Raw genomic sequence first — 23,468 nt, forward strand, 5'->3', positions numbered from 1 at the left:
CCGAGCCCGGTGCGCACCGGGGCGTTGCGCGGCCGGTCGGCGATGTGGTGCTCTCTCCTGTCGCCCTTGACCCAGGACTCGATGAAGGGGTAGACGCCGATCGCGAGCAGGATCAGCGGGAAGAGCGTGAAGGGGATGAAGACGCCGAGGTTGAGCGTGTGCCCCCAGGCGTTGATCTCCCAGCTGGGCATCACGCGGATCAGCCCCTCGGAGAAGCCGAGGTACCAGTCGGGCTGGGCACCGGTGGAGACCAGGTCGGGCCGGTAGGGGCCGATGACCCAGACCGGGTTGATGGTGGCGACCGAGGCCATCAGTGCCAGGACCCCGAAGACGAGGAAGAAGAAGCCGCCCGCCTTGGCGATGTAGACGGGCAGGAAGGGCGCCCCGACGACGTTCTGCTCGGTCTTTCCCGGCCCGCCGAACTGGGTGTGCTTGTGGTAGAAGACCAGGATCAGATGGGCGACGACGAGCCCCAGCATGATGCCGGGCAGCAGCAGGATGTGGATCGGATAGAGCCGCGCGATGATGTCGTCGCCCGGGAACTCCCCGCCGAACAGGAAGAAGGAGAGATACGTCCCGACGACGGGGACGGAGAGGATGGCGCCCTGCGCGAAGCGGATGCCGGTGCCGGAGAGCATGTCGTCGGGCAGCGAGTAGCCGGTGAGGCCGGTGATGATCCCCAGGAACAACAGGGTCCAGCCGAACATCCAGTTGAGCTCGCGGGGCTTGCGGAACGCGCCGGTGAAGAACACCCGCATCATGTGCACGAGCATCGCGGCGACGAAGACGAGGGCCGCCCAGTGGTGGATCTGCCGGATCAGCAGGCCGCCGCGGACCTCCAAGCTGATGTCCACCGTGGACTCGTACGCGCGCGTCATCAGGATGCCCTTGAGCGGCACGTAGGGACCGTCGTAGGTGACCTCGGCCATGCTCGGTTCGAAGAACAGGGTGAGGTAGACGCCGGTGAGGATGAGGATCAGGAAGCTGTAGAGGCAGATCTCGCCGAACATGAACGACCAGTGGTCGGGGAAGATCTTGCGCATCTGGGCCTTGGCCAGGGTGTGGATGCCCAGCCGCCCGTCCGCCCAGTCGGCGAGCCGCTCCCCCTTCCCCGGCGGGGCGGGCCGTGTGGGTCGTCCGCTTGTCCCGGTTCGCTCGATGCGTCCGCTCATGCGACTCCCTTTCAGGCGGCTACCAGACTAGGTCTCCTTCCTGACGGATCCAACGGCCCGAATGTGACAACCCGCAGCTCACAGAGACGAGTTCACCTCAGGAGATAACGCTCGCACCGCTCGCCCCGCAGCCGCCCCTCCGGCAGCCGGCGGCCGTAGGCGACGAGCAGGAGATCCTGCGCCGTGCCGTGCACGGGAGCGCCGCTGCCGAAGGTCCAGTCGAGGTCGTCGGCGCGCAGCTCGACGCCCGTGGCGTCGGCCCCGAAGAAGCGGAGGCTCTTGGGCGTGACGTGGTCCAGGAGGACGCGGACGCGGTCGAGGGGGACCTTGCGCTCCAGACCGAGGGCGACGGTGACGTCGAGGCCGTGCACGACGTCGTGGCCCAGCGCCGAGGGGTAGCCGCCGACCGGGGGCGTCCAGGGGTGGTGGGCGTTGTCCCGGAGCAGCGCGGCCAGTTCGGCGGTGGTGAAGGCGGCGGCGTCCTTGCGGGCGCAGCGGTCGGTCATGCGGTGCAGGCTGCCGCGCGCCTTGACGACTTCGGCGAGCGTCCTGGGCAGGGAGTGGCGGAAGCCCAGGGACATGTGGGCGGCGACCTCGCGCACGCGCCAGCCCGCGCACAGGGAGGGGGCGTCCCACTGGCCGGCGCTCAACCCGTCGAAGAGGTCGGCCAGTTCACGTCGTTCGGCGGCGATCCCGGCCCGTACCAGATCGGTGTCGTATCCCATGACTCCAGAGTGATCAAGGCCCGGTCAGAAGTCCAAGAGCTGTCGCTTCCCCCTACTAGCATGCTCAGTTATGGAACTTCGGCACCTGCAGTACTTCGTCGCGGTGGTGGAGGAGGCGAGCTTCACGCGGGCCGCCGCGCGGCTGCACCTGGCGCAGCCGGGGGTGAGCGCGCAGATCCGGCAGCTGGAGCGCGAGCTGGGGCACCGGCTCCTGGACCGCTCGGGCCGGCGGGTGACGCCGACCGAGATGGGCCGGGAGATGCTGCCGTACGCGCGGGCGGCGCTCGCGGCCGTGGAGGGGGCGCGGCGCACGGCGGACGAGTTCACGGGGCTGCTGCGCGGGCAGGTCACCCTCGGGCTCGTGTCGGGCGCCGCGACCCACGAGTTCGACGTGGTCTCCGTGATCGCCGACTTCCACGACGCCCACCCCCAGGTCGAGATCTCCCTCACCGAGGACTCCTCGGACCGGATGCTCGCCGCGCTGCGCCGGGGCGAGCTGGACATGGCACTGCTCGGCATCACGGAACAGGAGCCTCCGCCGGACGTCCGGCTGCACGTCGTGATCGACGAGCCCCTGGTCGCCGCCGTGGCTCCGGACGATCCGCTCCTCGCGCCCGAGGGGCGCACGAGCGTGCCGCTGGCCGAGCTCGCCGGGCGTCCGCTGATCTGTCTGCCGCGCGGCACCGGTGTGCGCGGGGTCCTGGACCGGGCGTGCGCCCAGGCGGGGTTCAAGCCGCGCATCGCCTTCGAGGCCGCGGCCCCGCCGGTGCTGGTGCGGCTCGCGGCCCGGGGGCTCGGTGTGGCCGTGCTGCCCGGCCTGACCGACGCGCAGGCGGCGGCGGTCGGCCTGCGGGCCCTGGAGATCACCGATCCGCGCTCGCGCGGCAGGATCGCGCTGGTCTGGCGTTCGGACGGGCCCGCGAGCCCCGCGGCCCGCGCCCTGCTCGGCCGGTTGCGCGAGGCGCTCACTCCGGTGGCGTCAGCCGGTGCAGCCTGAGGGCGAGCTGGATCTCCAGGGTGCGGGCGGGGGTGTTCCAGTCCTCGCCGAGCAGCCGCGCCACGCGTTCCAGGCGCTGCACCACGGTGTTCACATGGACGTGCAGCGCGGTCTTGGCCCTGGTGAGGCTGCGGTCGTTGCCGAAGTACGCCTCCAGGGTGCGCACCAGTTCGGTGCCGCGTTCCGTGTCGTAGTCCAGGACGGGGCCGAGGGTGGCGCGCACATAGCCGCCCAGGTCGGCCTGCTCGCCGATGAGGAGCCCGACGAAGCCGAGGTCGGCGAGGGCCGCGCCGTGCCCGGTGTGGCCGAGGGCCCGCAGCGCGGAGAGCGAGCGCTGCGCCTCGGCGTGCGCGGCGGGCAGCCCGGCGGGTCCGACGGCCGGGCCCGCGGCGCCGACGGTGACCGGGGCGCCCGTGGCCTGCCCCAGTGCGGCGGCCAGGGCGCGGGCGTCGGGGCCCGGGGTGCCGGTGGGGGTCACGAGCACCACGTCGTCGTGGTGGAGTCCGGCGAGGCCGCTGTGGGCGCGGGCGGTGCGGTGGGCGGCGGCGAGCAGCCGCTGCCGGGGCACGCTCTCGCCGTGGGCGACGAACACCGCGTGCGGCCGGTCGAGGCGGACGCCGAGGCGGCGGGCGCGGCCCGCGAGCGACGCCGGGTCGCCGGTGGTGGCCAGGAGGTCGCCGAGGAGTTCGCCGCGCACCCGGTCCTCGGTCTCGGCGACCGAGCGGCGCAGGAGGAGCAGCAGCGCGGTGACGACGCTCGCGCGCTCGAACAGCCGCCGGTCGGCGTCGGCCAGTTCGGCGCGCCCGGTCAGGGCGATGCTGCCGAGCAGTTCGGGTCCGGCGAGGACCGCGCAGACCCAGGTGCCGTCCTGCGGGACGGCCCGGCCGCTGGCGCGCGAGGCGGCGACGGCCGGTGCGGGCGGGGGCAGCGGTCCGGCTCCGGTGCGGGCCAGTTCGACGCCGTCCGCGTCGTGGATGAGCACGCCGCCGTCGAGGAGGGCGGCGATGCCGTCGGCGACGTCGCCCGCGTCGCCGCCGCGCAGCACGAGGTCGGTGAGCTGGTCGTGGGCCTGCTCGGCGCGGCGCATGGCCCCGCTGTGCGCGCGGATCGTCTCGGTGGCGGCGTTGAGGTCGACGAGCGCGGCCCGGGTCTCCTCCAGCAGGCGTGCCCCGTCGATGGCGATGGCGGCGTGGTCGGCCAGCGAGGAGAGCAGCACGATCTCCTCGGTCGCGAACTCGCGGGCGGCGCGGTCGGCCGCGTACAGCACGCCGATGACGCGCGCGCCCAGGCGCAGCGGTACGCCGAGGATCGCGCGCAGCCCCTCCTCCAGGACGGCGCTGTCGATGGCGTCGGTGTGGTGGAAGCGGGGGTCCTGCTGGTAGTCGCCGGTGACGTAGGGGCGGGCGGTCTGGGCGACGAGGCCGCCGAGGCCCTCGCCCATGCCGAGCCGCAGCTGCTGGAAGGCGGCGGCCACACTGCCGTCGGTCACCCGCATGTAGGTGTCGCCCGCCGTCTCGTCGTTGAGCGAGAGGTACGTGACGTCGGTGCCGAGGAGCAGTTTGGCGCGGTGCACGATGGCGCGGAGCACGGCGTCCGGGTCGCGCAGCGCCGCGAGGTCGCTCGCGGTGTCGAAGAGCGCGGTGAGTTCGGCCTCGCGGCGGCGGTGCGCGCCCAGGGTGCGGTGGACGCGCAGGGCGACCTCGGTGGCCTCGTCGAGCGCGGCGAGGTCGGCGGGCGTGGCGCCGGCCTCGCGGGCCCGGGCGGCGGGGCGCGCGAACTCCTCGGCGGGGGCGCCCCGGTCGAGGAGGTCTAGCAGGGTGCGCAGGCCCGCCCGGGGTTCGGCGTGGCCCGCGCCCGTGGTGGTGGGGAGCATGGGGCGATCGTCTCCCGGCGGGGTGCCCGCGGTCGATGGGGCCGCGGCGGTCAGCCGCCGAGCGGGACGGAGCCGGGGCGCTCGGCGGCCGGGCGCGCGTCGGCCGTCTCCGCCGCCGTGTCCCTGGACAGGTCGCGGCCGCGGGTCTCCTTGGCGAACCGTACGGTCACGGCGGTGACGAGGGCCGCGAAGGACATGTAGAGCGCGACGGGCAGCGCCGACTCGTAGTCCTTGAGCAGCTCCACGGCGATGATCGGCGCGAGCGCCCCGCCGATGATGGACGCGAGCTGGGAGCCCATCGAGGCACCGGAGTAGCGGACCTTGGTGTCGAACATCTCGGAGATGAACGCGGCCTGCGGCCCGTACATCGCGCCGTGGAAGAGCAGTCCGACGGTGACGGCGAGCGCGATGACGGGGAAGGAGCGGGAGTCGAGCATCTCGAAGAAGGCGAAGGCCCAGGCGGCCATGCCGACCGCGCCGATCAGGGTGACGGGGCGGCGGCCGATGCGGTCGGAGAGCGCGCCCCACAGCGGGATGGTGACGAAGTGGACGGCGGAGCCGATGAGGACGGCGTTGAGCGCGTCGCTCTTGGGGAGCTCCAGATGCACGGTGACGTAGACGAGGACGAACGCCGTGAGGATGTAGTACGAGATGTTCTCGCCGAAGCGGGTGCCGATCGCGGTGAGCACTTCGCGCCAACTTCTGCGGAACACCTCGACCACGGGCGGCTTCTCCTCGACGCCCGCGGCGGCAGCGGCCTCGGCCTCGCGCTGTGCCTCCAGGAAGACCGGCGACTCGGTGACCGAGATGCGGATCCACAGGCCGATCATCACGAGCACCCCGGAGAGCAGGAAGGGCACGCGCCAGCCCCAGGCGAGGAACGCCTCGTCGGACTGGACGGCGGCGAGCAGCGCGAGGACGCCGGTGGCGAGGAGGTTGCCGCCGGGCGCGCCCGCCTGCGGCCAGGAGGCCCAGAAGCCACGGTTCTTGTCGCCGCCGTGCTCGGAGACCAGCAGCACGGCGCCGCCCCATTCGCCGCCGAGCGCGAAGCCCTGGACGAGGCGCAGCACGGTGAGCAGGACGGGTGCGCCGACGCCGATGCTCGCGTGGGTGGGGAGGAGTCCCATCGCGAACGTGGCGCCGCCCATCATCAACAGGCTGATGACGAGCAGCTTCTTGCGTCCCAGGCGGTCGCCGTAGTGCCCGAAGACGACCCCGCCGAGGGGCCGTGCCGCGAAGCCCACGGCGTAGGTGAGGAAGGACAGGAGCGTGCCGACGAGGGGGTCGCTCGACGGGAAGAACAGCGTGTTGAAGACGAGTGCCGCGGCCGAGCCGTAGAGGAAGAAGTCGTACCACTCGATGGTGGTGCCGACGAGGCCGGCGGCCACGATGCGGCCGATGCCGGCGCGGGTCGGCGGAGCGGATCCTTGCGAGGCCATGTGCACCACTTCCAGGAGTTCTGCGGGGACGGGGGACGCTTCCGTACCGGCACAAGGTAGGAACCCGCAGATCAGTGGCGTATATGTCGGAGCACCATGGTTCGGGAGGCGGCCGTGTGCGCGGCCGACATGCGCGGTGCGCGAAGCGGTCCGAGGGCAGCGTTCCGGACAGTTGTGACACGGCGTTATCACTTGATCCACATTCGTCTGACACCTTCATGATCAAGAGGGCCGCACGACCGGCGGCCCTGCCATGGAGGGGAATGTGAACAAGTCACCCATGAGCACAACACACGGCAGATCCGGGGGAATTCGCCGGGCCCGGATGACCGGCGCCACGGCGGGCGGTGCGGCGCTGCTCGGCGTGGCGGCCCTGCTCGCCGCCCCGGCGACGGCCGCACACGCCGCGGATCCGGAGCCGGAGCTGATACCCGGGCAGCGCACCGCGACGCCCGCCCTGGTGGAGGGCATCGAGGAACCCGCGCAGGCCTCGGGCAGCCTGGCCGAGGCCGCCAAGAAGCACCTCGAACAGAAGAAGAGCCGCTATCGCATAGCCGATCCCCGGCGCGATCTGACCGCCGGTAAGACCGTGCGCGGGCGCACCGGCGAGGCGGTGCGCTTCCAGCAGAAGCACCGGGGCATACCGGTGCTGGGCGGTCAGTATCTGGTCCGCCTGACGGAGAAGGACGGCGAGCGGGTCGTCACGGGCACGTCCGGCAAGTACTTCACCGGTCTCACGGTGGGAGCCGACGCGAAGGTGTCGGAGGAGACGGCCGTCGAGCGGGCCACCGCCTCGGCCCTCGCGGGGCTCTCCGAGGGCGGCGCGAGCAACTGGACGAAGCTCAAGAAGCCCGCGCGGTCCGACGCCACGCCGAAGAAGGCCGACGGCCCCAAGAAGCCGCAGGGCACGAAGAGTTCACTGACCGGGAAGTCCCACGGCCTCGTCGTCCTGCCCCAGGGCAAGGGCGTGCTGACGTACCACGTCACCGTCACGGGCGAGGACCCGGCGACCGGGGCGCCGGTCAAGCAGGAGATCTACGTCGACGCGGACGCCGGATTCCCGGTGCTCAGCTACTCCGGCATCCAGGCCTTCGACGCCCCGGCCGGCCACCCCGGCACGACGGGTTCGGGCGTGAAGCTGGACGGCGGCAAGGTCGCCCTCGACGTGACCAAGGACGCGAAGTCCGGTGCGTACGGCCTGATCGACCAGCGCCGCCAGTGGGGCGGCAGCAAGAACCCCATCACCACGTACGACGCACGTGACGTGGACGCCGACGACGCCTCGGGCAAGTGGCCCAAGGGCCTCAAGGACGTCACCTCGCCGACGCCGGAGTTCGGCAAGGACGCCACCGAGTCGGGCGCGGTCGACGCGCACTGGGCGGCCGGGCAGGTCTACGACTACTACAAGTCCCGGCACGGCAGGGACAGCCTCGACGGCAAGGGCATGGCCATCAACTCCCTGGTGGGCGTGACGGATCAGGGCCTGCCGTTCGTCAACGCCTTCTGGGACGGCCAGAAGATGGTCTACGGAGGCGGCGACGAGGAGAACAAGGTCTTCTCGGCCGACCTCGACGTGGTCGGCCACGAGATGACGCACGGCGTCGTCGAGCACACCGCCGGCCTCGTCTACACCGGCCAGTCCGGCGCCCTGAACGAGGCGGTCGCCGACTACTTCGGCAACGCCATCGACGTCACGGCCACCGGCAACGAGGACTCCCCCGAGGCCTCGCTGATCGGCGAGAACCTGTGCCGCACGCAGGGTCCGAAGGACTGCGCGATGCGCGACCTGAACGACGGCCGCACCACCGGCAAGGACTTCCTGGGCGTCACGTACGCCACGGACAGCGGCGGCGTGCACCTCAACTCCACCATCTTCTCCGGTGCGTTGTGGGACATCCGCGAGGACCTCGGCGGCAAACGCGCGGACCGGATCGTCTACAAGGCGCTGACCGAGTACCTCACCCCGCTCGACGGCTTCACCGAGGCGCGCAACGCCGTGGTCGCCGCCGCCAAGGACCTCGGCGCCAAGGGCGCCGACCTGCGCGCGGTCAACCGCGCCTTCGACGCGCACGGCATCGTGAAGGGCTGGGAGAAGGCGATCGGCGCCGACTCCGACAAGATCCTCGGCGACCTCAACACCAAGCGGACCGGCGCCGGCGCGGGCGGCGGCTGGTGGGCCACTTCGAAGTCCGACGAGGAGGGCCAGGAGGCGTACTCGGTGTACGCGGGCCGCACCTCCGGCGCGGGCACGCCGAAGCTGATCAGCCCGAACGACGGGCGTTTCCACGTCTACGCCGACACCGACGGCAAGACGGTCGCCTGGGCGGCCTACGGCGCGGACAGCGTGGAGGTCCTCACCCGTCCCCTGAAGGACGGGCCCGTCAAGAAGCTCTGGTCGGCGGGGACCACCGTCGGCAACGTGCGGGTCTTCGGCGACACCGTCGCCTGGCAGGAGTCGAGCCCGTTCGGGCAGCAGCGCGTGGCGTACATCAAGCCGGGCGAGCGCGAGCCGCACTTCGTGGACGGCGGCCGGTACGACGTGCTCACGGCGCTGCCCACGCTGCAGGGCGGCAAGCTGGGCTACGCCAAGGTCTACACCGACGAGAGCGGTGTGCAGCAGGTCTCGACCGAGATCACGGACGTGCGCAGCGGCAAGCGGACCCTGGTCCCCGCCAAGGGCGGCCGCCTCGGCATCTCCACCCCGGCGATCAACGGCAGGTACCTCTACTGGCTGGTCGACGACATCGCCGACGACAACCGGCAGGGGCTGCGCCGCGCGAAGCTGGACGGCACGGGGCTGACCGACGTGATCCCCGAGGACAGCGACGACGCCTACTTCTGGGGCCTGGACGCCTCCGACTCGGCGCTGACGCTGACCCAGTGGAAGCCCGAGCGCGGCTGGAGCAACAGCAACCTCACCAAGCTCGTCCAGACCGATCTGGACGGCAAGGGGCTGCGGCGGGTCTCCTGCAACCGCGGTGAGCAGAGTTACGGCGCGGCCGACACCGGCAAGCGCGTGGTGTGGATCGACGGCACGACCGGCCACACCGACCTGGTCACGCGGGCCCGCCCGGCGGGCAACTGCTCCTAGTCCGGCGGACCACCGCACACAGCACCTGGGCCCCGCTCCTCTTCCGTACGGAGGAGGAGCGGGGCTTTCGCGTCGGCGCGGCCGGAAGTTACCCGCAGGTATGCCGTGACTTCCCAACCTGGCAGCAGTAGAACTCGTTTCCATTCACTCAAACGTGAGGAAGATCACATGAGTGCATCTGCCGTGCGTGGCACGACATCCGAGGGTGTGTCACGTCGAAGATTCCTTGCAGGAACGAGTTCTATTCTTGGTGCCGCGGCCCTCACCGGCCTGGCGGCGCCGACCCCTGCCAGGGCGGCCGCGGCCCGGCCCATCGCCGACGGGGCGCGCGTCCCCGTCCTGGTGATCGGCTCCGGGTACGGCGGCTCGGTCGCCGCGCTGCGGCTCGCCGAGGCGGGCGTCGACGTCCAGTTGGTCGAGATGGGCATGGCCTGGGACACCCCGGGGTCCGACGGCAGGATCTTCGCCAACACCACCAGTCCGGACCAGCGTTCCTACTGGCTGCGCACCAGGACCAAACAGCCCATCAGCAACTTCCTGGGCTTCCCCATCGACAAGAACGTCCCTCGGTACACCGGCATCCTGGACGCCGAGGAGTTCGGCGGCATCATCGTCTACCAGGGCCGCGGCGTCGGCGGCGGCTCCCTGGTCAACGGCGGCATGGCGGTGACGCCCAGGCGGGAGAACTTCGCCGCGATCCTGCCGTCGGTCGACGCGGCCGAGATGTACGGCACCTACTACCCGCGCGCCAACGCGGGCCTGGGCGTGAACACCATCGACCCCGCCTGGTTCGAGACCGCCGAGTGCTATCAGTACGCGCGGGTCGGCCGCAAGCACGCGCAGCGCTCCGGCTTCGGGTTCGTCTTCGTACCCGACGTCTACGACTGGGAGTACATGAAGCAGGAGGCGGCGGGCACCGTCCCCAAGTCGGCGCTGGCCGGCGAGATCCTCTACGGCAACAACCACGGCAAGAAGTCCCTCCAGCAGACCTACCTCGCCCGCGCGAAGGCGACCGGCCGGGTCACCATCTCCCCGCTGCACCGCGTCACTTCGGTCGCCCCGGCGGCCAGCGGCGGCTACCGCGTCACCCTCGACCAGCTCACCACCGGCGGCGACACGAGCGCCACCAAGGAGGTCACCGCCGACAAGGTCTTCTTCGCCGCGGGCAGCGTCGGCACCAGCAAGCTCCTGGTCAAGCTGAAGTCCACCGGCGCGCTGCCCGGTCTCAACGGCGAGATCGGCAAGGGCTGGGGCGACAACGGCAACGTCATGTGCGGGCGCGCCAACCACATGTGGGACGCCACCGGCAAGCTCCAGTCGTCCATCCCCACGGCCGGCATCGACAACTGGGCCGCGGGCGGCGCCTTCGCCGAGGTCGCGCCGCTGCCCACCGGCATCGAGACGTACGCGTCGTTCTACCTGTCGATCACCAAGAACCCGCACCGCGCCGAGTTCACCTGGAACGCGGCGGCGGGCCGGGCCGAGCTCAACTGGCAGACCGCCTGGAAGCAGGCCTCGATCGACGCCGCCAAGACCATCTTCGACAAGATCAACGCGAAGGAGGGGACGATCTACCGCACCGACCTCTTCGGCACCTACAAGATCTGGGGCGACCACCTCACGTACCACCCGCTGGGCGGCGCCGTGCTCGGCAGGGCCACCGACAACTACGGCCGTCTGCACGGCCATCCGGGGCTCTACGTGATCGACGGCGCCCTGATCCCGGGCAACACCAGCGTCAACCCGTTCGTCACCATCACGGCGCTCGCCGAGCGGAACATCGAGAAGATCGTCGCCGCCGATCTGTAGGTCCCCGGGGGGCCCGGCGGCTCAGGACCGGGGCAGGACGCACACCGTGTCGAGACCGAGGACGTGGTTGAGCCTGCCGAACGCCAGCCAGGACCCGATGCTCATGCTCAGCTCCACGATCTCGGCCTGGCTGTAGTGCGCGGTCATCCGCGCCCAGAACGCGTCGTCGAGACCCAGGTGGTCCAGGGCGTACCGCTCGGCGTACTCCGCGGCCAGCCGTGTGCGGTCGTCGAAGGCGTCGGTGGTGCGCCACTGGGTCACCGCGTCGGCGAACTCCTCCTCGACCTTCCGGCCGTCGCGCTCGGTGCGCCAGTCCAGGCAGAAGGCGCAGCCGTTGATCTGGGCGACGCGCAGCCGGGCCGCCTCGAACTCGCGCAGGCCGAGCGTGGTGTGGGCGTACACGGCGAGGGAGAAGTTCGACGCGGCCGTCCCTATCTCGGGGACCATCTCGCCCCACACGTAGGGGATCGCGTCCTCTCCCTCGGGGATGTCGATGCGCAGGGATCCGCCCATGGGTCACTTCCTTCCGAGTCGGCCCGCCACCGGGCGCAGCGGGACGTCGAGCGCGTCGTAGAGGCCCGGTTCGGCGTCCACCAGCCAGTCGACGGCGTTCACCAGGCGGCCCACCGCGGTGGCGTTCCCGCCCGCGGAGCGGTTCTCGCCCTCGTCGGTGGCCTCGACGGTCACCTCGATGCGGGGGCGGCCCTCGACGACCACGCGGTGGGCGCCGTCGCCGCCGTCGGGCGGCAGGGGCCAGTGGGGCGCGCAGGAGGGGTGGATGCGGGTCACGTGCTCGATGACGATGCGGGGTTCGCCGCCGACGATGCCCTGGACCTCGAAGCGGACCGCGCCCTGGGTGCCCGCCGCGAACTCGCCCATCGTCCTGGTGCGCACCGTCGCGTCCAGCGCCTGGCGCTCCAACGTCTCCCGTATCCCGTCGAGTTCGACGCCGAGGGCTCGCGCCATCAGGCGTATCTGCCCGCCCCACACCATGGTCGGGATCGACGGCGCGAGCATCAGGGGCTCGTACTCCATCGGATGCCCCATGCCGATCAGGCCGCGGACCGCGTCCTCCTGGTCGTACGTCGAGTAGTCGAAGATCTCCTGGCAGCGGATCGCGTCGACCGTGGAGCCGAGGCCGCTGACCAGCAGCGGCAGCACGTCGTTGGCCCAGCCGGGGTCCACTCCGGAGACGAAGAGCGAACCGCCGCCCTCGGCGACGGCCGCGAGCACCGGCTCCGTGAACTCCGGGGGCGCGCCGTGCCGGTCGTAGAGGGCGTACAGCGCGGGCGTGACGACCACCGCACCGGCGCGCACCGCCCGGACCACATCGGCCAGTGCCTCGTCGGGACGGAGGTCGCCGGAGGCCGCGTACACCACCGCGCGCGGCCCGGCGGCGAGGACCGCGTCGACGTCGTCGGTCGCCGCGACCCCCAACCGCTCCTCCAGACCGGCCAGTTCACCGGCGTCACGACCGACCTTGGCGGGGCTGTGCACGAGCACAGCGGCGAGCGAGAGCGCGGGATGGGCCTCGACGGCTCGGACGGCCGCACGGCCGACATTGCCGGTGCCCCAGACCACCGTGGGAATCATGCGCGGAGGGTAGCGAGGGGTGCCTGCGGTTGACAGAGGCGCGAGCCGAGAAGAAAAGATACGTGCCCTTCCACGGCTCTTCCGAAGTCACCTACCGCCGGTACGCTGAACGCATGCTCCTGGGGCGTTCCGCGGAATGCGCTCGTCTTCTCGCCCTCATCGACAAGGCACGCGGGGGCGAGAGCGGTGCCCTGCTCATCCGCGGTGAGGCGGGCATCGGCAAGACCAGCCTCGTCGGATACGTCGCCGGCCAGGCCGACGACCTGCTGCGGCTCGGCACGCGCGGCGTGGAGGTCGAGTCGGACCTGCCCTATGTGGGGCTCGCCGATCTGCTGCGGCCCGTGCTGCACTTCCTCGACCGCATACCCGAGCGGCAGGCCGCCGCGCTCACCGGCGCGCTGGCCCTCGGGCCCGCCGTCGCCCAGGACCGCTTCGCGGTCGCCGCCGGCACGCTGAGCCTGCTCGGGGCACTCGCCGAGGAGGGCCCCGTCCTCGTCACCGTCGACGACGCGCAGTGGCTCGACCCCTACTCCCTGGACGCGCTCGCCTTCGCCACCCGGCGGCTCGGCCGCGAGGGCATCGTCGTCCTGTTCACCACGCGCGACGAGCTGGAGGAGGCCGTCGCCCGGCTCGCGTCCATCGAGACGCTCACCCTCACCGGCCTCGACCACGACTCCGCGCTGCGCCTGATCGCCGAGGAGGGCACCGCCGAACTCTCCGAGCGGGAGACGTCCCGGCTGCTCGCCGAGGCGCGCGGCAACCCCCTCGCGCTCATCGAACTGCCCGCCCTGCTCGCCGAGAGCGCGACCGACGACGAGGAGGCGGACGCCGGAGCGCCCCTGCCCATCGGCGAGATGCTCGCGCACACCTTCGGCAGCGCGGTGGCCCGGCTGCCCTCGGAGGCCCAGGACGCGATGCTGCTGCTCGCCGTCCTCGGGACGCGGCCGCTGGCCGGCACCGAGGCGGCGCTGCGGGCGCACGGCCTGAGTTATGAGTCCCTTGAGGCCGCCGAGGCCGCGGGGCTGGTCGTCGAGGAGCAGGACGGGTACGCCTTCCGGCACCCGCTGGTCCGCTCGGCGGTCTACCACGGCGCGACGCCCGTGCGCAGGCGCCGGGCCCACCACGCGATCGCCCGCTCCCTCCAGGGCGCCACCGCCCCGGCCCTGGAGCAGTACGCCTGGCACCTGGCCGCCTCGGGCGCCGAGCCGGACGAACACGTCGCCTCGCTTCTGGAGAACGCCGCCTCCGGCGCCCCGGAGACCCTCGCGTATCCGCTGGCCTCACGGCTGTACGAGCGCGCGGCGCGGTTCACCCCGGAGGGGCAGCGCAAGGCGGAGCGGCTGCTGTGCGCCGCCCGCGCCTCCCAGGCCGCCGGCTCCCTCAACGAGGCGGCCGCGATCCTGGACCGCGCCCTGGAGCACGCCGAGCAGCTCGGCACCCAGCTCGACATCCGCCAGCTGCGCTGCTACCTCGACGTGCAGCGCGGCCAGCCGCTGCGCTCGCGCGAACTGCTCAAGTCGGCCGTCGACGAGGCGGAGAAGGTCGATCCGGCGCTCGCCGCGGTCATGCTCGGCGGCATCGCACTCACCGAACTGGCGGTCGGCGACCTGACCGCGGCCCGCGGCAGCTCGGCCGCGGCGATGGAGCTCGCCGACTCCGCGCAGGAGACGCTGCTGCCGGTGCGTCTGCTGCGCACGCTGGTGCTGCTGCTCGGCGGGGACGCCGAGGCGGGGCGTGCGCTGCTGCGCGAACTGGCCGAGCCGCTCGCCTCACCGGACCCCGCCTTCCCGTATCCGCTCTCCGGAGTGGGCGGCCTGTGCCACCTCGCGGCCGAGGAACTGGACGAGGCGCACGGCCTGTTGGACCGCGCCGCGTACACGGCGCGCGGCTCCAGCGCGGTGGGGCTCCTGTCGCACCTGCTGTGCACGCTGTCGGTCGTGGAGTTCTGGCGCGGGCGCTGGACGCCCTCGCTCGCCCACGCCGACGAGGCGGTGCGGCTCGCGGAGGCGACCGGGCGGCTGATCGAGGTGCCGCGCGCGCTCGCCTCGCTCGCCAAGACCGAGGCGGCCCTCAACCGCGAGGAGGACTGCCGCCGGCACGCGGCGCAGGCCATGGAGTGGGCGGCCTCGACGGAGCTGCCGATGGACGCGGCGCGGGCGGGCGGCGCGCTCGGCCTCCTGGAGCTGGGGCTCGGCCGCTTCGAGGAGGCGGTGCACCACCTGGAGGAGGTGCGGTCCTTCTCCCAGCGGCACGGCAGGGGCGACGGGCTGTATCTGACGTGGGCCGCCGACCTGGCGGACGCGTACGTCCATCTGCACATGACCGCCGAGGCGCGCGAGGTCCTCGACGTCCTGGAGTTCGAGGCGAGCCGCGGCCACCGGCCCGTCACCGCGGGGGCCGCCGCCCGCTGCCGGGGGCTGCTCGAACCGGGCGACCCGGAGATCGCCTCCCAGCACATGCGGCGCTCCCTCGCGCTCCTCTCGGAGCGTCCGGTGCCCTTCGAGCGGGGGCGCACCGAGTTCGCGTGGGGCGAGCAGCTGCGCAGGCAGGGCAGGCGCAGCGAGGCCCGCCGGCTGCTGGAGCGGGCCCTCGCCACGTTCGAGCGGGTCGGGGCGACCGGATGGGCGGCGCGGGTGGCCGCCGAGCTGCGCGCCGCGGGCGGCACCGAAGTACGCCCGGAGCGGGCGCCGCTGGAGCGGCTCACCCCGCAGGAGCTCCAGGTCGCCCTGGTGGTCGGCCGGGGCCTGACCAATCACGAGGTGGCGGAGCGGCTCTTCCTGAGCGTGAAGACCGTCGAGTTCCATCTGAGCAACATCTACCGCAAGCTCGACGGGGTGCACCGCAGGGCGCAGCTGGTCCGGCTCCTCGCGCAGGCCTCGGAGGCCTCTCAGGTCTGAGCGCCCGCGAGGGCCCACTCCAGCACGGCCGTCGCGCTGCTGAGCTTCATCGCGCCCTGCGTCCACGCCACCGACCTCGGCCCTTCGAGGACGGCGCCGGACACCTCGTCGCCCCGGTGGGCGGGCAGGTCGTGCAGGAACAGCGCGCCGGGCCTGCGGGCCATGAAGTCCTCGTCGACGTGGAAGGGCCGGAACCGCTCGCGCCACGCCGGGTCGCCCTTGCTGGTGCCGGTGGTCTGCCAGCGGGTGGTGTAGACGACGTCGACGCCGGTCGGCAGCTCCCGTGCCGAGTCCCGCTCGGCGATCGTCGCGCCCGTCCGCGCCGCGCGCTCGCGGGCCGTCGCGAGGAGGTCCTCGGGCAGTCCGTGGCCGGGCGGGCAGGCGAAGGTGACCTCGCAGCCGGGGACACCGGCCAGGGCGAGCGCGAGCGCCGCCGCGGTGTTGTTGCCCTCCCCCACGTACAGCAGCCGCAGTCCGCGCAGGTCGCCCAGGCACAGCGTCAGCGTGGCCAGGTCGCACAGGCCCTGGGAGGGGTGCTCCTCGGTGGCCATGGCGTTGACCACGGGGAGGTGCCCGTACCGGGACAGGCGCCGCAGTTCGTCCAGAGGGCCCGCGGTGCGGGCGACGAGACCGTCCAGCATGCTGCCGAAGATGCGCCCGGTGTCCTCGACGGTCTCGCCGGTCGACAGCTGGAGGTCGCCGGGGCCGTAGGTGACGGGGGTGGCGCCGAGGCGGACGGCGGCCACCGTGAAGGCGGTGCGGGTGCGGGTGGACGGCTTGGTGAACAGGACGCCGACCGTGGCCCCGGCCAGCGGCCTGTCGTGCGCGGTGCGGTCGCGGTGCAGGGCGACGGACCGCTCCGCGAGGCGGGTGACGGTCTCGACGGACAGGTCGGCCAGGGAGAACAGGCCGGTCTCGGTGGTCCGGGGCGGGGCGCCCCGGGGGACGGTGGTGGTGGCGGTCGTCATGGCGTTTCCTCCAGGGATGACACAAGGGGATCCGGCAGGTCCGGCCCGTCGGCGAGCAGGCCCGCCGCGGCGAACGCGTCGGTGGCGCCCGGCAGTTCGAGGACTCCGGTGTCCCGGAAGAGGCGGACGCTGTGGCGCGCGGTGGCCCGCAGCGCCTCGGCGCTCCGCCGGTCGCGGTAGCTGTCGGCGATGACCTCGCGTACGTCGTCGGGGTCCAGGCCCGCCACGGTCAGCGCGGCGCCCACCGGGCGCAGGTCGGGCGTGAGGCTGGAGACGATCAGTTCGGGCAGGCAGTGGGCGGCGCGGCGCTTGAGCGGGGTCGGCAGGTCGCTCCAGAGCCGTTCGAAGAACCGGGAGAAGTAGACGTGGTGGTGTCCCTCGTCCCGGGCGTGGTCGCGGACGATCTCCCGCACCACGGGCAGCACGGCGCGGTCCTTGGGCACCTCGTTCAGGACCGAGGTGACGAGCGTCTCGAAGACGACGACCTGGAGGTGCTGCGCCAGCACCGGCTCTCCGGACAGGAGTTCGGCGCCGATGCCGTCGAGCCGGTTCAGGAAGGGGTCGAAGGCGTAGGGCAGCGGCGGGATGCCGGTGGCCCCGGCGATCTGCTCGACGACGTCGAGGCTGAACAGCGCGTGGTAGCCCTCGTCGCAGTAGATGCGGTAGGCGTCCAGGCGCACGGGGGCGGGCAGGGCCAGGCCGGAGCGGCCGTCCGCGATGCGCTCGGTGGCGCGGTTGACCACGCGCGTCTCGAAGTGGGCGGTGAACGTCAGGTAGTGGTAGAGGTGCCGGGCGAGCAGTTCGTGGCGGCGGCGGTCGGGCAGGGCGCGGACCAGCGGGTGGTCCCAGTACGGGACCAGATGGTGCGGGAAGAAGCGGGTCGCGGGGTCCAGGGGTCCCTCGACGGTCCGGTGCGGACCGCTGCGCACCCCCGACCGCTCGTACCAGTCCGACGTGTCGTTGTTCAGCATCTCTTCTCTGATCTCGGGCAGTTGGTGGTGTACGTGCGACGGTCAGGCGGACGGCACGGCGCGCAGCGACTCCGGCTGGCGCACACCGGAGCGGGCCGCCGCCGCGGCGAGCAGTCCGACGGCCGCGAACAGCGGCCAGACGGCGGCGCCGAGCCCCTGGAACAGGAGCGCGCCGAGGGCGGGCCCGGCCGCGTAGCCGACGCTCTGGCTCGCGGAGAGCGCGGCGATGTAGCGGCCGCGGGCCCCTTCGGGCGCGGTGAGCGCCGGATAGGCGAGCGTCGAGGGCGCGGCGACCATCTCGCCGAGCGTCCACACGACGGTGGCGAGGACGAGCAGCGCGGCGCCCGCGTGCACGCCGTACAGGCCGATGCCGACGCCGATGAGCGCGATGCCGCCGGCGATGGAGACGCGCATGGGCCAGTGCTGCACATGGCGGGTCAGGGGCAGTTCGCCCACGATGACCAGGAGGCCGTTGAGCGCGACGAGCGCGGTGTACACGGCCGTGGGCACGCCGCGTGCGCGCAGGTCGAGCGGGAGCGCGGAGAGGTACTGCGACTCGACGAGGGCGATCAGGAACAGGGCGAGGACGACGAGCGCGAACCGCCGGTCGCGCAGGACGTCGGCGTAGCGCGCGCGGGTGCGTTCGGCGGGCGCGGCCGGGTCGGGCCTGCCGTCGGGCAGCGCGGCGAGGGCCACGCACCCGAACACCACGGAGACTGCCGCGTTGACCTCGAACATCAGCGTGTAGGAGCCGGTCAGGAGGGCCGCGCCGGCCAGCGGTCCGAGGGCGGCGCCGACGTTCAGCGCGAGCCGGAAGGCGGCGGAGGCCACCACGAGCCGCTGGGGCGGCAGGAGTTCGGCGAGCAGCGCGGAGGCCGCCGGGCGGTAGACCTGGGAGGCCGTGCCGATGGCGGTGACGGTCAGCAGGAGCGTCACGTAGCCCGGGGCCGCGGGCAGGACGGCGGTGAGCAGCCCGGTGACGATCACCGATCCGGCGATGGCGAGGCGGTTGCCGATCCGCTCGGCGAGGGTCCCGCCGAGCAGCGTGCCGAGCACCGAGCCCACGCCGTAGCCGGTGAGGACGAGCCCCGCCTGCGCCGCCGTGTGGCCGAGGGAGATGACGTACAGGACCACGAAGACCTGGACGTAGGACCCCATGCGGTTGAGGGCGACGCCGGCGAGGAGCAGCCGGGCGGGTCCGGGCAGCGCGCGCAGGGCGGCGCGGATGCCCGGGTCGGGCTGCTCGCCCGGGGTGGCTCCGGCGCTCTCGGCGGCCGGGTCCGTGGCGGTCATGTCACCGCCCGTTCTTCGGGTGTGAGGTCCAACGCCTGTCGCTCCAGGCGCACTTGGGCCGTGGCCGCGTCGAGTCGGGCGGCGCACGCGGCGGGGGTGCCGGCCTCGCACAGGACGTACGCGTACCGCTGGAGGTAGTCCAGGGGCGGCAGCCGCAGCTCGTCGCCGGGCGAGGCCAGGGCGACGGCGCGCAGCAGTCCCCGGGCGGGGTCGGGTCCGGGCACGGCGACGCGGTCGACGCGGCAGTGCTCGGGCGGGTACAGGAAGCGGATGCCCGTGGTGCGGGCGCGGTCGGGCGTGAGGTCGGGCGCGGTGCGCACGGCCACGTCCACGGCGGCCAGGCCGGGGTCGATCCCGGTGGCGAGCGAGCCGAGGAAGGGGATGAGGTCGCCGCCGAGCCGTCCGTTCACCTCGATCACGACGAACCCCCGCGCGGTCAGGCGCAGTTCGGTGTGCGTGATGCCGTCGGTGTAGCCGAGCGCGCGGTGGGTCCGGTCGAGCACCCAGCGCAGGGCGGGGTCGTCCAGGAGCCGGTCGTCCGCGCTCACCATGTGGCCGGTCTCCTCGAAGTACGGGGAGAGGCCGACTTCCTTGCGGGCCAGGAACATCGGCAGGCACCGGCCGTCGTGGACGGCCGCGTCGACGCTGATCTCGGGCCCTTCCAGGTACTCCTCGACGAGGATGCCCGCCCGGTAGGTCGGCACGCCCGGGTAGTGGGCGGCCCGCGCGTCGGCGAACAGGCGCGCCAGGTCGTCCGCCGAGCGGACGAGGGCGACGCCGCGGCTCGCGCCGAGCCCCCGGGGCTTGACCACCACGGGGTAGCCGATCCACTCGGCCGCGGCGGCCGCCTCCGCGAGGTCGGCGACCAGGGCGTAGCGCGGCTGCGGGAGCCCGGCGTCGCGCAGCAGCGCGCGGGTGCGGTTCTTGTCGCGGCAGTTGCGCACGGCGGTCACGGAGGGACCCGGCAGGTCGAGGTCCTCGGCGACCTGGGCGGCGGGCAGGATCAGCGCCTCGTCGTAGCACAGGACACCGCGCACCTTGCGGCTCCCGGCGACCGAACGGGCCGCCTCGATCAGGGAGTTGGTGTCACCCGGGTCGACGGTGGTCGATCCGGCGAGGTGCGGGGCCTGCCAGGTGGGGTCCGCCGCGTCGAGCAGCCAGAGGTCGGCGCGGAGCGCGGCGGAGCGCAGCAGGTAGGCGCGGTACTCCTCGGTGCCGCTGCCGACCACGAGGACCGTTCCGTCGACGGGCTTCATCGCCCCTCCTTCGTGGGGTTGTCGCGCCGGGGCAGGGCCACGCACTCCGGCGCGGACTCGAAGCCCTGCTTGCGATAGAAGTCGCCGGAGTGGTTGCCGGGGTGGACGACGAACTTGACGCCCGGGTGCGGTTCGGTGGCGCGGCGCAGCAGTTCGCTGCCGATGCCGCGCCGCTGGTGTCCGGGGTGGACGGCCAGGTCGGCGACGAAGGCGTTGAACGAAAGGTCGGTCAACACCCGTATGAGACCGACGAGTTCGCCGTCGACGCGGGCGGTGAGGATGTGCTGGGAGGTCTCCAGCATGCGGCGCATGCGCTCGGGTTCGTCGAGCGGGCCGTTGAGTTCGGCGGCGCGGAAGAGGTCGGTCACCTCGGCGGTCCCGGGCAGCTCCTCGGCGTAGCGGACGGGAGGGGGCGTACGGAGCGGGAGCGGCGGATGCCCGTCGCCCCGGTCGCCCTTCGGGCCCCGCGGCCGCTCGCCGCCTTTCGCACCCTGCGGATTCCGCCCGTCCTGGGCCGCGACGAGGGCGCCCTCCAGGCCGTCGAGGATGCGGTAGGTGTCGGCCTTGAGGGTGGCGGGATCGTCGGCGGTGACGTAAGCGATGCCGCCGATGCTCAGCGCGGCGGCCGCGGCGTCGTAGCGGGGCATCACGCTGCCGTCGGGCACGGTGCTGCCCTCGGCGACCTCCACCGTGGTGCCCGGCGAGACCAGGGGACTCCAGTCGAAGGAGCGCCAGTCGAAGCGCGGCAGCGTCCGCCACGGCGTGCCGCGCGAGTCGGTGGCGATCAGCGCGAGCGACGCCGCGGCCCGGCCGTCGCCGGTGACCAGCATGCGCTCGGGGTACTTCTGGGGCTCGCCGAGCGCCTCGCGCGCCTGGAGGGTGATCAGATCGACGCCGAAGACCTCCGCGACCTCGCGGGTGACCATGGCGCCGCCCACCCGGGCGGCCGTCTCCAGGAGGCTGACGCGTTCGCCGGCCATCAGCTTCAGCTCGGTGTGCGTGGCGCAGGTGTCCAGGCCCAGGGTGTCGACGGCGTGGCGCGCGTGTTCCTCGACGACGCGCTGCAGCCGTTCGGGCAGCACGCAGGGGGCCTGGTTGCTCAGTTCGGTGAACGGCGCGACGGTGGGCAGCCGCCCGGTGACGCAGACGGGGTGGTACGTGCCGCCCGCGACCATGCCCTCGACGCTCACGTAGTCGCCGTAGCCGCGCGTGCCGTCGTGCTGCGGCGCGTACCAGGACTCGGTGGTGGACGCGATGAGTTCCTCGGCGACGAACGACGGCACGTGCTCGCCGTGCGTGTAGTCGCCGAACCCGTCGCGGAACGCGGCCCTGTCGACCTCCAGGGCGCGGTGCCAGACCTCGACGATGTCGGTGTCCTCGCCGATGACGACGTGGCCGATCGACCCCGCGCCGTCGGACCGCTTGAGCAGGAAGGGCGTGGCGAGCCGGTCCCTGGCGCGCTGCAGGTCGCCGAGGCTGCCGACCTGCCGGAAGCACGGCACGGGCAGGCCCGCTCGCTGCCAGCGCAGCCGCATCAGCCATTTGTCGCGCGCGCGGGCCGCGTTGACGCCGGGGCCGGGCAGGCCGAGCCGCAGACAGGCATCGGCGACGGGCCGTACGGCGTACTCGGAGAACGTCAACAGGCCGTGGGCGCGGACCAGTCGGGCGTACTCGACGAGCGCTTCGACGGGGTCGGGCGCGTCGGCGCGGTCGGTGACGTCGGCGCAGTGGTGGTCGAGCTGGGCCCGCGCGAAGGCGTCGACGGGCGAGAGGATCACCGCGTGCACGGACGCGACGGCGGCGAGCCTCGGTAAGGCGTAGTCCAGGGACGGGCCGCTGCGGCCCGCTACGAACAGCAGTCGTTTCACAGTCTTCTCCGTGGTGTACGGAAGGCGGGTGCGTGGTGTGCGGGGCGGCGTCAGCGCGGCAGCGCGGTGCCGAGGCCCCGGTGGCGGGCGATCCGGAACACCCGGTGGGCCAGCGCGATGTCCTCGACGGCGAGGCCGAAGGGGTTGACGACGATCAGTTCGTCGTCGGACTCCCGGCCGGGGCGCGCGCCCGAGAGCAGCTCCCCGATCGTGGCGGCGTCCTGCTCCTCGACCCGTCCGGCGCGCAGGAGCCGGCCGAGCAGCCGGTGCGGGTCGTCCCGGATCAGGCCCCAGTCGTCCACGTACAGCTTGTCGGCGCCGAGCAGCGCGTCCTCGGTGAGGTCGTCGAGCGAGACGTTCACGGCGAGCGCGCCCGGGGCCAGCCAGTCGCGGGCGATGTAGCCGCGCCGGGTGCTGGTGCAGGCGACGACCACGTCGGCGCCGTCGGCGGCCGCGCGCGCGTCGTCGGCGGCCTTGACCTTCACGCCGTACGGGGCGAGGCGCGCGCCGGTGTCGCGTTCGAAGTCGGCGACGCGGTCCGGCGCGGAGTCGTACACCGTGATCTCCTCGATCCCCGGCAGCCTGCGGGCGAGCATCAGCGCGTGCTCGCGGGCGATGACGCCCGCGCCGTACAGAGCGGCGGTGCGCGCGCCGGGGCGGACGAGGCGGCGGACGGCGAGCACGGAGACGGCGGCGGTGCGCAGGGCGCTGATGTGCGCGCCCTCCATGACGCACAGCGGCCGTGCGGTGCGCGGGTCGAAGAGCACGGTCAGGCCGCTGGCGCGTGGCAGGCCGTGGGCGACGTTGCCCGGGTTGGCGTTGATGATCTTCGTGCCGACGGCGGTGAGGCCGCCGTTCACCAGGCCGGGCATGGTGATGCTGCGGGCCTCGCCGCCGCCGGCGGGCTCCCAGCCGAGACAGGCCTCGGGCGGCAGGACCGTCCGGCCCTCGGTGTGGGCGACGAGCGTCTCGTGCATGCAGGCGAGCGGGTCGATCTCGGCGCAGGCCTGACGGACCTCCTCGCCGGACAGATAGGTGAGCGTGTCGGGATGGCGCGTGATGGTGCCGTGAGCGGGCATGGTGGTCTGGTCCCCCGTTGTGGTGCCTGTCGCGGTCGTACGTGGTGGTGCCGTGTGGTCCGAGCGGGTTCTCCCCTGAGTCCGCGCGGTCCGTACTCCTACTTCGCCGGGCCCCGCGGTCCGTATGGGTCCGCGGTGGTTTTTGTCGGGTGTTTCGTCCGGGCCGCGCCGGGACCGGTCAGGCCAGGAGCGCGGCGTCGAAGGCGGGCCGCGCGGACGCGGCGTCCGTGAGCCCCTGGTCACGCAGCCAGGCCCGGCTGTAGATGGTGTCCTCGTAGCGGTCGGCGCCGTCCGCGCACAGGCAGACGGCCCGTCCGGTGTCCGGGTGTTCGGCGAGATGGCGGGCCGCCGCGGCGAGCACCGCACCGGAGGAGCCGCCGACGCCGACGCCGGTCGCCGCGCGCAGCCGGTGGCAGGCCGCCACGGCCTCGGCGGCC

The 23,468-nt window shown here is 73.0% G+C and carries 16 protein-coding genes and 1 pseudogene; 4 read left to right on the forward strand and 13 right to left on the reverse strand.

Annotated elements, in window-relative coordinates; all coding sequences use genetic code 11:
* A partial coding sequence (gene qcrB / locus AOK22_RS26320; RefSeq protein WP_055701198.1) for a cytochrome bc1 complex cytochrome b subunit occupies positions 1-1,172 on the reverse strand: 1,172 nt, incomplete at its 3' end.
* Between the two features lie 92 nt (positions 1,173-1,264).
* Positions 1,265-1,897 carry a maleylpyruvate isomerase family mycothiol-dependent enzyme gene (locus AOK22_RS26325; RefSeq protein ID WP_055701199.1) on the reverse strand — a complete coding sequence of 211 codons (633 nt, stop codon included), beginning with the start codon at positions 1,895-1,897 and terminating at the stop codon, positions 1,265-1,267.
* A 70-nt stretch (positions 1,898-1,967) separates the two neighbouring features.
* Here AOK22_RS26325 and AOK22_RS26330 point away from each other — a divergent pair, with 70 nt between their 5' ends.
* Positions 1,968-2,894 (forward strand): LysR family transcriptional regulator, encoded by a 927-nt coding sequence (locus AOK22_RS26330; protein ID WP_055701200.1) that lies wholly within the window; start codon positions 1,968-1,970, stop codon positions 2,892-2,894.
* On the opposite strand, the gene AOK22_RS26335 is transcribed toward AOK22_RS26330, so the two are convergent.
* Both AOK22_RS26335 and AOK22_RS26340 read right to left on the reverse strand, forming a co-directional pair.
* Positions 2,863-4,767: a helix-turn-helix domain-containing protein gene (locus AOK22_RS26335; RefSeq protein ID WP_055701201.1), complete on the reverse strand. Its 1,905-nt coding sequence runs from the start codon at positions 4,765-4,767 to the stop codon at positions 2,863-2,865. The two genes, AOK22_RS26330 and AOK22_RS26335, sit on opposite strands and share 32 nt — an antisense overlap.
* A 50-nt stretch (positions 4,768-4,817) precedes the next feature.
* Complete coding sequence (locus tag AOK22_RS26340; protein ID WP_055701202.1) at positions 4,818-6,206, reverse strand: MFS transporter; 1,389 nt, start codon at positions 6,204-6,206, stop codon at positions 4,818-4,820.
* 280 nt (positions 6,207-6,486) lie between these two features.
* On the opposite strand from AOK22_RS26340, the gene AOK22_RS26345 reads away from it, so the two are divergent.
* Positions 6,487-9,297: a M4 family metallopeptidase gene (locus AOK22_RS26345; RefSeq protein ID WP_079036820.1), complete on the forward strand. Its 2,811-nt coding sequence runs from the start codon at positions 6,487-6,489 to the stop codon at positions 9,295-9,297.
* 168 nt (positions 9,298-9,465) lie between these two features.
* Positions 9,466-11,106, forward strand: coding sequence for a GMC oxidoreductase (locus tag AOK22_RS26350; RefSeq protein ID WP_079036821.1), 1,641 nt, complete (start codon positions 9,466-9,468; stop codon positions 11,104-11,106).
* Between the two features lie 21 nt (positions 11,107-11,127).
* Here AOK22_RS26350 and AOK22_RS26355 read toward each other — a convergent pair whose 3' ends face one another.
* Positions 11,128-11,619 (reverse strand): carboxymuconolactone decarboxylase family protein, encoded by a 492-nt coding sequence (locus AOK22_RS26355; protein ID WP_425264066.1) that lies wholly within the window; start codon positions 11,617-11,619, stop codon positions 11,128-11,130.
* A 3-nt stretch (positions 11,620-11,622) separates the two neighbouring features.
* Positions 11,623-12,699 carry an NAD(P)H-dependent amine dehydrogenase family protein gene (locus AOK22_RS26360; protein ID WP_055701204.1) on the reverse strand — a complete coding sequence of 359 codons (1,077 nt, stop codon included), beginning with the start codon at positions 12,697-12,699 and terminating at the stop codon, positions 11,623-11,625.
* Between the two features lie 113 nt (positions 12,700-12,812).
* Here AOK22_RS26360 and AOK22_RS26365 point away from each other — a divergent pair, with 113 nt between their 5' ends.
* The gene (locus AOK22_RS26365) at positions 12,813-15,596 is read left to right on the forward strand and encodes a helix-turn-helix transcriptional regulator (RefSeq protein WP_055701205.1); all 2,784 of its coding nucleotides are present in this window, start codon (positions 12,813-12,815) and stop codon (positions 15,594-15,596) included.
* Here the strand turns inward: AOK22_RS26365 and AOK22_RS26370 are convergent.
* The 7 genes and pseudogenes from AOK22_RS26370 to AOK22_RS26400 all read right to left on the reverse strand — a co-directional run.
* Positions 15,587-16,564 carry an ornithine carbamoyltransferase gene (locus tag AOK22_RS26370; RefSeq protein ID WP_055701206.1) on the reverse strand — a complete coding sequence of 326 codons (978 nt, stop codon included), beginning with the start codon at positions 16,562-16,564 and terminating at the stop codon, positions 15,587-15,589. The genes AOK22_RS26365 and AOK22_RS26370 overlap by 10 nt on opposite strands.
* A complete protein-coding gene (locus AOK22_RS26375) occupies positions 16,561-17,535 on the reverse strand; it encodes a diiron oxygenase (RefSeq protein WP_079036822.1) in 975 nt (324 codons plus the stop codon). The genes AOK22_RS26370 and AOK22_RS26375 overlap by 4 nt, the downstream gene beginning before the upstream one ends.
* A gap of 42 nt (positions 17,536-17,577) precedes the next feature.
* Entirely contained in the window at positions 17,578-18,828 is a 1,251-nt protein-coding gene (locus AOK22_RS26380; RefSeq protein WP_055701207.1) for an MFS transporter, read from the reverse strand.
* The gene (locus AOK22_RS26385; protein ID WP_055701208.1) at positions 18,825-20,084 is read right to left on the reverse strand and encodes an ATP-grasp domain-containing protein; all 1,260 of its coding nucleotides are present in this window, start codon (positions 20,082-20,084) and stop codon (positions 18,825-18,827) included. Before AOK22_RS26385 ends, AOK22_RS26380 begins: the two co-directional genes overlap by 4 nt.
* The gene (locus AOK22_RS26390; RefSeq protein ID WP_055701209.1) at positions 20,081-21,952 is read right to left on the reverse strand and encodes a GNAT family N-acetyltransferase; all 1,872 of its coding nucleotides are present in this window, start codon (positions 21,950-21,952) and stop codon (positions 20,081-20,083) included. The genes AOK22_RS26385 and AOK22_RS26390 overlap by 4 nt, the downstream gene beginning before the upstream one ends.
* A 50-nt stretch (positions 21,953-22,002) precedes the next feature.
* Positions 22,003-23,031, reverse strand: coding sequence for an ornithine cyclodeaminase family protein (locus AOK22_RS26395; RefSeq protein WP_055701210.1), 1,029 nt, complete (start codon positions 23,029-23,031; stop codon positions 22,003-22,005).
* A gap of 178 nt (positions 23,032-23,209) precedes the next feature.
* Positions 23,210-23,468 (reverse strand): annotated as a pseudogene (locus AOK22_RS26400) (PLP-dependent cysteine synthase family protein); the annotation flags it as partial.

Source organism: Streptomyces silaceus (assembly GCF_001419745.1).
Taxonomy (GTDB): Bacteria; Actinomycetota; Actinomycetes; order Streptomycetales; family Streptomycetaceae; genus Streptomyces; species Streptomyces silaceus.

Bases quoted from the DNA above. Each gene is read 5' to 3' on its own strand.
- AOK22_RS26350 (WP_079036821.1), top strand. From the start codon at position 9,466: ATGAGTGCATCTGCCGTGCGTGGCACGACATCCGAGGGTGTGTCACGT.
- AOK22_RS26380 (WP_055701207.1), bottom strand. From the start codon at position 18,828: ATGACCGCCACGGACCCGGCCGCCGAGAGCGCCGGAGCCACCCCGGGC.
- AOK22_RS26335 (WP_055701201.1), bottom strand. From the start codon at position 4,767: ATGCTCCCCACCACCACGGGCGCGGGCCACGCCGAACCCCGGGCGGGC.
- AOK22_RS26330 (WP_055701200.1), top strand. From the start codon at position 1,968: ATGGAACTTCGGCACCTGCAGTACTTCGTCGCGGTGGTGGAGGAGGCG.
- AOK22_RS26370 (WP_055701206.1), bottom strand. From the start codon at position 16,564: ATGACGACCGCCACCACCACCGTCCCCCGGGGCGCCCCGCCCCGGACC.
- AOK22_RS26385 (WP_055701208.1), bottom strand. From the start codon at position 20,084: ATGAAGCCCGTCGACGGAACGGTCCTCGTGGTCGGCAGCGGCACCGAG.
- AOK22_RS26360 (WP_055701204.1), bottom strand. From the start codon at position 12,699: ATGATTCCCACGGTGGTCTGGGGCACCGGCAATGTCGGCCGTGCGGCC.
- AOK22_RS26325 (WP_055701199.1), bottom strand. From the start codon at position 1,897: ATGGGATACGACACCGATCTGGTACGGGCCGGGATCGCCGCCGAACGA.
- AOK22_RS26355 (WP_425264066.1), bottom strand. From the start codon at position 11,619: ATGGGCGGATCCCTGCGCATCGACATCCCCGAGGGAGAGGACGCGATC.
- AOK22_RS26340 (WP_055701202.1), bottom strand. From the start codon at position 6,206: ATGGCCTCGCAAGGATCCGCTCCGCCGACCCGCGCCGGCATCGGCCGC.
- AOK22_RS26345 (WP_079036820.1), top strand. From the start codon at position 6,487: ATGAGCACAACACACGGCAGATCCGGGGGAATTCGCCGGGCCCGGATG.
- AOK22_RS26395 (WP_055701210.1), bottom strand. From the start codon at position 23,031: ATGCCCGCTCACGGCACCATCACGCGCCATCCCGACACGCTCACCTAT.
- AOK22_RS26375 (WP_079036822.1), bottom strand. From the start codon at position 17,535: ATGCTGAACAACGACACGTCGGACTGGTACGAGCGGTCGGGGGTGCGC.
- AOK22_RS26365 (WP_055701205.1), top strand. From the start codon at position 12,813: ATGCTCCTGGGGCGTTCCGCGGAATGCGCTCGTCTTCTCGCCCTCATC.